Raw genomic sequence first — 10982 nt, forward strand, 5'->3', positions numbered from 1 at the left:
CACCTCCAGCCCAGCCTCCGGCAGGTCCCCCACCACGAGCCACTGACGCGAATAGTCCAGCTGCCCCTGAAGGCCACCTTCACGGCGTTTTACGCCGTGAAGGTGGCCTTCAGGGGCATTGCCTGCAACGAACCGCGTTTGGTGAGTGGACTTGCGGGCTCGCATTGGCTAGACGCTTCTGGGTTCGTTCTCGGTGAGGACGAACCGCAGGGTGTAGCCGAGCAAGCAGGCGTAGAGCTGGAGGTGCGGGAGCGTCGGGTTGTAGGTGACGTCGTTCTCCCAACGCCACACCGTGACCTGGTGCACCTGGAGCTGTTCTGCCACCTGCGCAAGACTCAAGTCCTGGGTCTTGCGGATTCTGCGCAACTGTCTCTGCATCCGGGCCACTTGGGCCATCGCGGCGGCGCCGTCTTCCTTCAGCATTCGCCGACCCTGCGGCAGCGCTCGCATTCCTGGCCCTCGGCGGGATCGTCAAACTCGATGTCCTCGGAGAGGTGCCTTGTCGTTTCCGGCGAATCCTCGGTGGAGGCCGGGACGAACCAGAAACGGCCTGGGTCGGCGAGATCCTCGGAACGGTATAGGTGCACCAGGTCGTCGCCACGGTGAAGTCGTGGTTCCCAATCGGTCACGTCGCGATCCCGCAGTCGTGACAGCGGCGGATGGTGGTCAGTATCGGCAGGCCTGTGCCGCTCCGTCTGCGGACCGGCTGGTCGTTTACGTGCCTGCGTAAATGCGGAGTGGGGTGAAAGGCCGTTTCCTGACACCGCGACAGCAGAAACTCGATGCCGTCGTCTCGCAACTCGGACTTCCGGTACCGGTGAACCTCGCCGTCGTCGACGTAGAGCCGCGCCTCGTACTGCACGGAGATTCTGTACTCGGCGCCCACCTCGCCCATCACCTTTTCCACAACTCGATCCTTACCTGTTTCGTCTGGTCAGAGGCGATCCATAACCAGTGAACGAAACGCTACGATCGACAGGTACCGAGAAGAACTGACTGTGAGCACTAGTGCGGTCACCCGTAGAGCTACCGACATGGGAGTACCCGTGTGCAGTGGATCGGCAGCGCGGACCAGCGGACAGGGTTCCCGTTCGACAGGCGTGGTTTCCGGCTTCGTGCTGAAACTGGCGCGTCAAGCCGCAGGTTTGACGCAAGAGGCGCTTGCTGAACGTCTTTCGGCCGACGTGAGCAGCGTGCAGGGGTGGGAGTCAGGCCGTCGCCCACTTGCCGCAATGAACGCTGGAGCCTCATCCGCTGGCAGCGAGCGTGCATCGTAAGACGATCACCAACCTGATCACCTGGCCGTTTACCGGGCATCTGCCCTCGGAGCCGCAGGAGTTCGTACCAAGGGTGCCTCGGCGAGGGCCCACTGCACTTTTCCCGTCGTTGGGTGACTCCGAGCGGAGTCGGTTCTTCGACTACATGCTCACAGTCGCCGAACGAGGAACCCATACGGCTGAGGCGCTGCTCCGGCGACAGGCCGTTTACTTGCTCGGTTTCGATACCAGGGACCGGGTAGGTGACTGGCTTCGCGACGAGTGGCGGAGTGCGGGTCTTCGCCGGACCACAGACGGTGACATCACCGGCTTGCTCGAAGCGCGTTCCGCGGCTGTCGCTCTCGCCTCAGCGGGTGACAGCAGCTATCTGCACGATTTCGTTGCCACAGCGTCGGGCACCTCTGCCGAGCTCGCGAACCTCAACTATTGGGCATACTGGATCGGTGAGATGGCGTCCGGAAACTGATGTCATGTCGTCCAGTTTGGTGCCTAGTGCCGCGTGACTGACGGGGACTTTTGCAAGGTCTGTTCTGGTGAAGGGGACTTTTGCAAGGTTGAGTCGAGGGAAGTCCCCTTCAGTCGCCACCCCAGGCTTGCCGGTATGCCCTGATGGGAGCCTTCACGGCGTTTAACGCTGTCATGGTGGCCTTCAGGGGCACGCATGAAACGGTCATGGCGGTATGAAACGGGCGAATGGGTAGACTTTTCGTCCTTTGTGGAGGGTAAGCGGCTTCGAAGGACAGGCACCCGAGGCTTCGAGCGGCGGCTGCTGCGACAGTTCTCAGACGCGTTCTGAGATGAGCGAGCAGCGCACCAATGACGCCTTCATGCTGGACGCCGACACGAAATCATGGACCGGCGCGATACTGCTGAACCACTTGGTGAGCCGTCTTGATCCGCTATCCCCGCATCTGCCGCTCAACCTGCACACAGTGCACACCCTGGTCGCTTCCCGTCCGTCGTTGCTCGCCGATTGGGCGGGGCACCCGTATCGCTCACCGAGGTCCTCGACAATCTCGCCCTGAGCGACTCGCTCACCCGAGCTGGACGTGATCAGGTTACTGGACTTCACTATGCGCTCCGCATCGCCAATCGCTAGGGAGAACAGATGTCAGACGAGGCAGCCGCGCTCGCCGCGTTCGGTTATGAACTCGGTCTCCTGAAGCGCATCCGCCGTACTGGATGGTGGCATGCCGGTGTGCGTGACCCTGAGTCCGTCGCCGAGCACACCATGCGGTCCGCGCAGCTGGCCGCCTTGATCGCGACCGAGGAAGGGGCGAATCCCGAACGTGCGGCGTTCCTGGCGTTGTGGCACGACACGCAGGAGACGCGGACGGGCGATCTGCCGCACACCGCCACCAAGTACCTGAACAAGCCGGAGCCTCGCGAAATCACGGCCGATCAGACCGCTGAGTTGCCCGAGGGCTCGCGGGAGGCCGTGCGAGCGGCGGTCGACGAGTACGAGAGCAAGGAGTCACCGGAGTCGCTGTGCGCGCGGGACGCGGACAAGCTCGAGATGCTCCTGCAGGCCGTCGAATACCGGGATATCGGTGTCCAGCGGGTCGACGGCTGGATCGAGTCGGCGCGCAAAGGCCTCAGGACCGAGTCCGCCCGGCGGATCGCTGAGGCCGCCGTCACCCTCTCGCCACTGACCTGGCGTGACCGCTGACCACGACCCTGGAGTGCCCCTGAAGGCCACCTTCACAGCGTTTTACGCCGTGAAGGTGGCCTTCAGGGGCAGTGCCTGCTGAGTTGCTGGGAGAGCGTCAGCGGGCGTGGCTGGCGGCGTTGAGGGCGCTGGCCACGTCCCCGACCTCCAGTGCGCGGATGCCTTCGGGCATGCGGCCGGAGTCGGGCGGGACCAGGGCGTGGGTGAAGCCGAGGCGCGCGGCCTCGGCGAGGCGCCGGGCGACGTTGGGCACGCGGCGCACCTCGCCCGCGAGGCCGACCTCGCCGATGGAGACCAGCCGCGGCGAGAGTGCCACCTCTTCGACCGACGACGCGATGGCCAGCACCACCGCCAGGTCGATCGCGGGCTCGGTGATCTTCATGCCGCCGACCGTCGCGGTGTAGACGTCCTTGTCACCGAGCTTGAGCCCGCCGCGCTTCTCCAGCACCGCGAGCACCATCGACACCCTGGCGGAATCCAGCCCACTGACCGCGCGGCGCGGCTGCGGCATCGACGACTTCGACACCAGCGCCTGCACCTCGCCCAGCAGGGGCCGCTTGCCCTCGACCGCCACGGTGATCGCCGTGCCGGGCACCGGCTCGGCGGTGCGGCTCATGAACAGGCCGGACGGATCCGCGACGCCGACGATGCCCTCTTCGACCAGCTCGAAGCAGCCGACCTCGTCAGCCGCGCCGAACCGGTTCTTCACGCCGCGCAGCATGCGCAACGTCGAATGCTTGTCCCCCTCGAACTGCAGCACCACGTCGACCAGGTGCTCCAGCACCCGCGGCCCGGCGACCGAGCCGTCCTTGGTGACGTGCCCGACCAGCACGATCGGCAGCCCGCGCTCCTTGGCCAGCGCGACCAGCCCGGCCGCGACGGCCCGGACCTGCGTGACACCGCCCGGCGCGCCCTCGGCCTGGGGTGAGGCCATGGTCTGGATCGAGTCGACGATCATCATGCCCGGCTTCACCGCGTCGACGTGGCCGAGAATCGAGGACAGGTCACTCTCGGCGGCGAGGTACATCTCGCCGTGGACGTTCCCGGTGCGCTCGGCCCGCAGCCGGACCTGCCCGGCGGACTCCTCACCGGTCACGTACAGGGACCGGCCCGCCGTCGCGGCCCACTGGTAGGCGACCTCGAGCAGCAACGTCGACTTGCCGACCCCCGGCTCGCCCGCGAGCAGGATGACCGCGCCGGGCACCAGCCCGCCACCGAGCACTCTGTCCAGTTCGGACACACCCGTCGGCTTCGCGCGCGCCGTCTCGACGTCGACCTCGCCGATCGGCCTGGCGGGCGCGCTGGGCGCACCGGCGGCGACCCTGGCGATGGCGGGACGCGAGTCACCGCGCTCCTCGAGGGTGCCCCAGGCCTGACACTCGGGGCAGCGCCCGACCCACTTCACCGCGGTGTGCCCGCAGTCGGCGCAGCGGTAGGACGTGACGGGTTTCTTGACCACTACCGGAGGCTAGCGGCGGGTACCGACAAAACCGGGATATCAGTGGCCTTCGCCGGCCGCGCCGGCCTCGGTGTGCACGTCACTGGTGCGGCCACGCGACGGAGCGCCGACGGGCAGCTCGAAGGTGATCGGGCCCGCGTCACGAAAGACGAAGGTGACCTTGATGGTCTGGCCCGGCCACACCTGCCTGGTGAGGTCCTGCAGCACGACCTTGGCCTCGCCGACCTTCTCCGGCAACGCGGCGCTGCTCGACGTCGGCACCGAGGTCGTAGCGGACGGGGAACCCGAAGAAGAAGAAGAAGTACCGGTGGGCTTCGAGCTCTCGCTCGAAGAAGGGGCCGAAGACGTCGGGGTGGCGGAGACCACAGGGGCCTCGCCGGTCGCTTCGACGGCGTCCAGCGGGCCGATCACCAGCGAGTGCGAGGCGACGACGACCTTGGAGCCTTCGATCGTGGCGTTGCCGGTGGCGGCGTCCGAGGTGACCGACAGGAGCTCGTCGTCCTTGGCCCCCTGGTTGACCACGGTGACCGCGATCGGCGCGTTCGAGTGGACCCCGTAAGCCTGGCCGTCAGCCGGGAAACGCAGCGAAGCGTCCCGCAGCACGAGCGCCCCGACCTGCGCATACGTGCCGTTGACCGCGGGCTGCTGCGAGTCGGTCTGGGTGATCTGACCGGCACCGCATCCGGCCAGCACGAGCGCGGCGCCGAGCGCCAGCACACCTGCACCGAGCACACGACGATTCTGCAGCCTCACGTCGGAGTCCTTCCCATTCCACCGGCCTCGTCCCCGCGAAGACTAGCCGGGCACCGCCGCCATCGAAGCACCCGGTGGCCCTTCCCGTCCGGTGTGCCGGTGATCACCATCAAGATCAACCGTCCACAGTGGATTTCGCAACTCGTGGCGAAACCCTTCCCCGCCACCTGCATGAGCACGGGCCGTTGGCGTTTGTCAACCCCCGCCCGGACCACCATCAGGCCGCTGACCTGCGACGACGATCCCGGGCGCTAGGTGGGCATCCGCAGCTCGTGCTAAGCTGGTGTCAGCGAAAGGGGCAGAGGACACATGGTTTTCAAGGTCGGAGAGACCGTCGTCTACCCGCACCACGGTGCCGCACTCATCGAAGCCATCGAAACCCGCGTGATCAAGGGCGAGGAAAAGAAGTACCTCGTCCTCAAAGTCGCGCAAGGGGATCTCACGGTTCGAGTGCCCGCTGACAATGCCGAGATCGTAGGCGTGCGAGATGTCGTCGGGCAAGAAGGACTGGACAAGGTTTTCGACGTACTGCGTGCTCCGCACACCGAAGAGCCCACTAACTGGTCTCGCCGGTACAAGGCCAACCTCGAGAAGCTCGCCTCCGGCGACGTGAACAAGGTAGCCGAAGTGGTGCGCGACCTCTGGCGACGAGAGAAGGATCGCGGACTTTCAGCCGGCGAGAAGCGCATGCTGGCGAAGGCGCGGCAAATCCTGGTCAGCGAGCTCGCGCTCGCGGAGGGCACCGACGAGGACAAGGCTGAAGTCCTCCTCGACGAGGTTCTGGAAACCGCGGCGGTCTGAGCCCCGTAGAAAGTGCCGTACGCGCGGGTGAGGCCGTGGACGGTACCTCTACGATCGCGCATCGATGTATACCACCGTTGCGTTCGTGACTGCCGCACACCGAGGTACCGACGAGGAGCTTGCCCTCTCGCCGGTCCACGGTGAAGCACTTCTCACGCATACCGTGCGGGGGCTGCTGAGATCGCCAGGAGTGGAATTGGTGATCGTGGCGGCTCCCGAGCGGTATGCGGAACCGTTCCGGCTGGCCCTGAACGGCCTGGCTCGCTGCCGGGTCGTCACCGGCCCGTCGCTCCGGCGTGTGTTCGCCGCCGTTGAGCCCCCGAACCCGGTCGTCCTGGTGCACGACCTGCTTCGCGCGTTCACCCCGCCCGAAACCGTCACAGCGGTCATCGACGCCGTGATCGCGGGCGCACCCGTGGTCGTCCCCGTGCTGCCGATGGCGGACACGGTGAAGGTGACGGGCGCGGACAACGTGATCCTCGGCACGGCGGACCGCACCGGCCTCCGCACCGCCCAGTCCCCGCTCGGCTTCAGCCGTGAGGCGTTTCTCACCCTCGACGAGCCGGACCTGGCCGCCGCGGTCGGCGCGGGCGCCCACCCGGTCACCGGCCATCCCGACGCACTGCGCGTCGCGACCCCCTTCGAACTGACACTGGCCGAGGCCATCAGGGCCGCGGCCCCTGCTGAGGAGACTCTGTGAGGATCGGCAACGGCGTCGACGTCCACCCCATCGAAGCCGGCCGCGAATGCTGGGTCGCGGGCCTGCACTGGCCGGAAGCCGACGGCTGCGCGGGCCACTCCGACGGCGACGTCGCGGCCCACGCACTTTGCGACGCCGTCCTCTCCGCCGCGGGCCTTGGCGACCTCGGCGAGGTCTTCGGCACGGGCGACCCCCGCTGGGCGGGCAAACACGGCCCGGAGTTCCTGGCCGAGGCCCGCCGCCTCATCGAGGCCGAAGGCTGGCGCCTCGGCAACGCGACGGTCCAGATCATCGGCAACACCCCCCGCATCGGCAAACGCCGCGCCGAAGCCCAGGAAGTCCTCTCCACGGCACTGGGCGGCCCGGTCAGCGTCGCCGGAACAACCACCGACGGCCTGGGCCTCACCGGCCGCGGCGAGGGCATCGCGGCCATCGCCACCGCCCTCCTCCTCCCCGCCTGACGTCGCTCTCCGGGGGGAGCACCGCCACCACCGTCTCTGGCTCACTCCTACCCGGGGAAGTGTCATGAAAGGGTCTTTCAGGGCAATTTTTGCCTTGAAAGACCCTTTCATGACACTCGCGACTCAGGGTGCGCCCGCCGTTCCGGAGATGGCACCATCAGCCTCATGTCCATCACTTTCAACGAAGCCACCAAAGCACTCCTGGACGGCAACAACTTCCCAGTCGTGGCCACGATCAACCAGGACGGCTCCCCGCAGACGTCCGTCCTGTGGGCGAAGCGCGACGGCGACACGCTGATCTTCGCGACGGTCCGCGGCCGCCTCAAGGAGCGCAACCTGGTCCGCGACCCGCGCGTCTCGGTCTCGGTGTTCGACACCGGGAACCCGTACAACTACGTCGAGATCCGCGGCACCGTGGAGATGACGGACGAGGGCGGCCGTGAGCTGATCAACGAGCTCGCGCACAAGTACACCGGCAAGGACTACCCGGCGGAGCCCGCCGAGAACATCCGCGTGCTGGTCCGCGTCATCCCGACGAAGATCACCGGCAACGCCGCCTGAGCGACGTGAGGCTGAGCGACCGGTGACACAGATCGCGGGCGCCTCCCCCGCGCCCGCGATCTCGCTAGGGTGAAGACGTGACTATTCGGGCTGTGTTGTTCGACTTCTCCGGCACCGTGTTCCGCCTCGAGCAGGACGAGTCGTGGCTGACCGAGGTCACCGACCACGGTGGTGAGCGCCTCGACCTGGAGGCGCAGACCGAGCTGATGCGCCGGATGACCGCGCCGGTCGGCCAGGTCGTGGACCTCGACGACGAGCACCTGCACGCCTGGGAGAACCGGGATCGCGATCCCGGCCTGCACCGGAAGGTGTACCTCGAGGTGCTCAAGCAGTCCGGGGTGCGGGAGCGCACGCAGGCCGAACAGCTGTACCAGCGGCTGATCACGCCCAGCCAGTGGACGCCGTACCCGGACACCGAGGCGGTGCTCAAGGGCGCGTCGGGCAAGGGACTGAAGGTCGGGATCCTGAGCAACATCGCCTTCGACATCCGGCCCGCGTTCACCCAGCGTGGCTGGGACGCCTACGTCGACGAGTTCGTGCTGTCCTTCGAGGCGGGCGCCATCAAGCCGGAGCCGGAGATCTTCCGGATCGCGGTCGAGCGGCTGGGCGTTCCGGCAGCCGAGACGCTGATGGTCGGCGACAGCGAGGAGGCCGACGGCGGCGCCAGGGCGCTGGGCTGCGAGTTCGCGCTGGTGGACCCGCTCCCGACCACCGCACGCCCCGACGCGCTGCTCTCCGCGCTGCGTGCCCACAGTGTCCTGTAGGGCGCCTACACGGTCAGTGCGACGCCGCTCACGGGCACCCCGTACCCTTTTAGGATGGTCCTACACCTATACGACACCGCTACCAGGAGCGCGCGGGAGTTTCACCCCGCCCGTAGTGGAACGGCGTCCATCTACGTGTGTGGGGCCACCGTGCAGGGTGTGCCGCACATCGGGCACGTCCGGGGCGCGCTGAACTACGACATCCTCCGCCGCTGGCTCGTCCACAGTGGACTTGACGTCCGGCTGGTGCGCAACGTCACCGACATCGACGACAAGATCCTCGCCAAGGCCGAGGCCGCTGGCCGTCCCTGGTGGGAGTGGGCCGCGACGCACGAGCGCGCGTTCGAGTCCGCGTACGACTCGCTCGGCTGCCTCCCGCCGTCGATCTCGCCGCGCGCGACAGGGCACGTCACGCAGATGATCGAGCTGATGCGGCGCCTGATCGACAGCGGGCACGCGTACGCCTCCGAGGGCGACGTCTACTTCTCGGTGAAGTCCTTCGATGGTTACGGCGAGCTGTCCGGCCAGAAGCTCGACGAGGTCCAGCAGGGCGAGAGCCTGGGCGAGGGCAAGCACGACCCGCGCGACTTCACGCTGTGGAAGCGCGCGAAGCCGGGCGAGCCGTCCTGGCCGACGCCGTGGGGCGAAGGCAGGCCCGGCTGGCACCTGGAGTGCTCGGCGATGGCCACGAGCTACTTCGGGCCGGAGTTCGACATCCACGGCGGCGGCGTCGACCTGGTGTTCCCCCACCACGAGAACGAGCGCGCCCAGTCGAACGCCGCCGGCGACCCGTTCGCCCGGTTCTGGCTGCACAACGCCTGGGTGACGATGTCCGGCGAGAAGATGTCCAAGTCGCTGGGCAACACCGTGTCGATCCCGGAGATGCTGCTCAACTACCGCGCGCCGGAGCTGCGGTACTACCTGATCCAGCCGCACTACCGGTCCACCATCGAGTACTCCGACGGCGCGCTGTCGGAGGCGGCGGTGGGCTACCAGCGCGTCGAGCAGTTCCTGCGCCGGGCCGGTCAGTCCGGCGCGGTCGAGATCGGCACGGTGCCCGGCGAGTTCGCCGCGGCGCTCGACGACGACCTGGCGACACCGCAGGCGTTCGCCGTGCTCCACAACACGGTCCGCGAAGGTAACACCGCCCTCGACGCGGCCGACACACCCAAGGCACTCGAGCTCGCCGCCACCGTGCGCGCGATGGTCGACGTGCTCGGTCTCGACCCGCTCTCCGCGCACTGGTCGGACGCCGGCGGCTCCGAGGCACCGGTGCGTCAGGCACTCGACGGCCTGGTCAAGGGCCTGCTCACGGAACGCCAGCAGGCTCGCGCCGCCAAGGATTTCGCCCGCGCGGACGCCGCGCGTGACCGCCTCACCGAGGCGGGCATCGTGGTGGAAGACACCCCCAACGGTCCCCAGTGGACGGTCAGGGACGTGTGACGCGCACCTCGTGAACGGCGCGTTCAGTTCGTCGCGGCCACCGCCGCGGCGAACCCAGCTCGACAACATCAAGGACATTTAGACATGGCAGGCAACTCCCGGCGCCAGGGCGCCATCCGCAAGCCCGGCACCAAAAAGGGGCAGGTCGTCGGATCCGGCGGCCAGCGGCGGAAGGCCCTCGAGGGCAAGGGCCCGACCCCGAAGGCCGAGGACCGGCCCAACCACAAGGCGTACCGGGTCGCCGGCGCGCGGGACCGCAAGGACCAGGCCAGGCAGAAGAAGGCCGACAAGCCGGAGCTGATCGCCGGGCGCAACCCGGTGGTCGAGGCGCTGCGCGCCGACGTTCCCGCCGTCGCGCTGTTCGTCGCGCTGAACATCGAGATCGACGACCGCGTCAACGAGGCCGTCCGCCTGGCGGGCGACAAGGGCATCTCGATCCTCGAGATCCCCCGCGACGAGCTCGACCGCAAAACCAACCGGGCCATGCACCAGGGCCTCGGCCTGCAGGTCCCGCCGTTCGAGTACGCCCACCCTGACGACCTGATGACCGCGGCGCGCGACTCCGGCAGCACGCCGCTGTTCGTCGCGCTCGACGGCGTCACCGACCCCCGCAACCTGGGCGCGGTGATCCGCTCCGCGGCCGCGTTCGGCGCGCACGGGGTGCTGCTGCCCGAGCGGCGCAGCGCGGGCATGACGGCCGTCGCGTGGCGGACCAGCGCCGGGACGGCCGCCAAGCTGCCGATCGCGGTCGCGACGAACCTCACGCGTCAGCTCAAGTCATGGGCCTCGAAGGGCATGATGATCGTCGGCCTCGACGCTGACGGCACGGTGGACATCGACGAGCTGGACCTCGCCGCGGAACCGCTGGTCGTCGTGCTGGGCTCCGAGGGCCGCGGGCTGTCCCGCCTGGTCAAGGAGACCTGCGACGCGACGGTGTCGATCCCGATGGCGCACGGCGTCGAGTCGCTGAACGCGTCCGTCGCCGCCGGAGTGCTGCTCGCCGAGGTGGCGCGCCGCCGCCGCATCGCCGGCCGCGTCTGACCCCCTGTTCAACTGCCCCTGAAGGCCACCATCACGGCGTTTAACGCCGTGAT

15 protein-coding genes are annotated in these 10982 nt (G+C 68.0%); 10 read left to right on the forward strand and 5 right to left on the reverse strand.

Features of this window, described 5'->3' with window-relative positions; all coding sequences use genetic code 11:
* Positions 1 to 168: 168 nt before the first annotated feature.
* From QMK34_RS45345 to QMK34_RS45355, 3 genes are read right to left on the reverse strand one after another with little or no spacing between them, the layout of a single operon-like run.
* Complete coding sequence (locus tag QMK34_RS45345; RefSeq protein WP_326421081.1) at positions 169 to 423, reverse strand: helix-turn-helix domain-containing protein; 255 nt, start codon at positions 421 to 423, stop codon at positions 169 to 171.
* Positions 417 to 629: a hypothetical protein gene (locus QMK34_RS45350; RefSeq protein ID WP_326421083.1), complete on the reverse strand. Its 213-nt coding sequence runs from the start codon at positions 627 to 629 to the stop codon at positions 417 to 419. Before QMK34_RS45350 ends, QMK34_RS45345 begins: the two co-directional genes overlap by 7 nt.
* A complete protein-coding gene (locus QMK34_RS45355; RefSeq protein ID WP_326421085.1) occupies positions 626 to 895 on the reverse strand; it encodes a hypothetical protein in 270 nt (89 codons plus the stop codon). Before QMK34_RS45355 ends, QMK34_RS45350 begins: the two co-directional genes overlap by 4 nt.
* Positions 896 to 1034: 139 nt before the next feature.
* Here QMK34_RS45355 and QMK34_RS48180 point away from each other — a divergent pair, with 139 nt between their 5' ends.
* The 3 genes from QMK34_RS48180 to QMK34_RS45365 all read left to right on the forward strand — a co-directional run bounded on the left by QMK34_RS48180 (position 1035) and on the right by QMK34_RS45365 (position 2946).
* Entirely contained in the window at positions 1035 to 1277 is a 243-nt protein-coding gene (locus QMK34_RS48180) for a helix-turn-helix domain-containing protein (protein WP_442785364.1), read from the forward strand.
* A gap of 797 nt (positions 1278 to 2074) precedes the next feature.
* Positions 2075 to 2302, forward strand: coding sequence for a hypothetical protein (locus QMK34_RS45360; protein ID WP_326421087.1), 228 nt, complete (start codon positions 2075 to 2077; stop codon positions 2300 to 2302).
* A gap of 83 nt (positions 2303 to 2385) precedes the next feature.
* Entirely contained in the window at positions 2386 to 2946 is a 561-nt protein-coding gene (locus QMK34_RS45365) for an HD domain-containing protein (protein WP_326421089.1), read from the forward strand.
* Between the two features lie 97 nt (positions 2947 to 3043).
* Here QMK34_RS45365 and radA read toward each other — a convergent pair whose 3' ends face one another.
* Both radA and QMK34_RS45375 read right to left on the reverse strand, forming a co-directional pair.
* A complete protein-coding gene (gene radA, locus QMK34_RS45370) occupies positions 3044 to 4405 on the reverse strand; it encodes a DNA repair protein RadA (protein ID WP_326421091.1) in 1362 nt (453 codons plus the stop codon).
* Positions 4406 to 4444: 39 nt separating this feature from the next.
* Positions 4445 to 5158 (reverse strand): hypothetical protein, encoded by a 714-nt coding sequence (locus QMK34_RS45375; RefSeq protein WP_326421092.1) that lies wholly within the window; start codon positions 5156 to 5158, stop codon positions 4445 to 4447.
* A gap of 309 nt (positions 5159 to 5467) precedes the next feature.
* On the opposite strand from QMK34_RS45375, the gene QMK34_RS45380 reads away from it, so the two are divergent.
* The 7 genes from QMK34_RS45380 (at position 5468) to rlmB (ending at position 10929) form a co-directional block, all read left to right on the forward strand.
* The gene (locus tag QMK34_RS45380; RefSeq protein ID WP_005165253.1) at positions 5468 to 5959 is read left to right on the forward strand and encodes a CarD family transcriptional regulator; all 492 of its coding nucleotides are present in this window, start codon (positions 5468 to 5470) and stop codon (positions 5957 to 5959) included.
* Between the two features lie 64 nt (positions 5960 to 6023).
* The gene (locus QMK34_RS45385; RefSeq protein WP_326421097.1) at positions 6024 to 6659 is read left to right on the forward strand and encodes an IspD/TarI family cytidylyltransferase; all 636 of its coding nucleotides are present in this window, start codon (positions 6024 to 6026) and stop codon (positions 6657 to 6659) included.
* Positions 6656 to 7120, forward strand: coding sequence for a 2-C-methyl-D-erythritol 2,4-cyclodiphosphate synthase (gene ispF, locus QMK34_RS45390; RefSeq protein WP_326421098.1), 465 nt, complete (start codon positions 6656 to 6658; stop codon positions 7118 to 7120). The genes QMK34_RS45385 and ispF overlap by 4 nt, the downstream gene beginning before the upstream one ends.
* Before the next feature lie 165 nt (positions 7121 to 7285).
* Positions 7286 to 7681: a PPOX class F420-dependent oxidoreductase gene (locus tag QMK34_RS45395; protein WP_326421099.1), complete on the forward strand. Its 396-nt coding sequence runs from the start codon at positions 7286 to 7288 to the stop codon at positions 7679 to 7681.
* Positions 7682 to 7758: 77 nt separating this feature from the next.
* On the forward strand, positions 7759 to 8445 hold the full coding sequence (locus QMK34_RS45400) for an HAD family hydrolase (protein ID WP_326421101.1): 687 nt from the start codon (positions 7759 to 7761) through the stop codon (positions 8443 to 8445).
* Positions 8446 to 8499: 54 nt separating this feature from the next.
* Entirely contained in the window at positions 8500 to 9888 is a 1389-nt protein-coding gene (cysS, locus tag QMK34_RS45405) for a cysteine--tRNA ligase (protein ID WP_326421103.1), read from the forward strand.
* A gap of 84 nt (positions 9889 to 9972) precedes the next feature.
* A complete protein-coding gene (gene rlmB / locus QMK34_RS45410) occupies positions 9973 to 10929 on the forward strand; it encodes a 23S rRNA (guanosine(2251)-2'-O)-methyltransferase RlmB (protein ID WP_326421104.1) in 957 nt (318 codons plus the stop codon).
* Positions 10930 to 10982: the final 53 nt, after the last annotated feature.

The organism is Amycolatopsis sp. H20-H5, from assembly GCF_035828755.1.
Taxonomy (GTDB): Bacteria; Actinomycetota; Actinomycetes; order Mycobacteriales; family Pseudonocardiaceae; genus Amycolatopsis.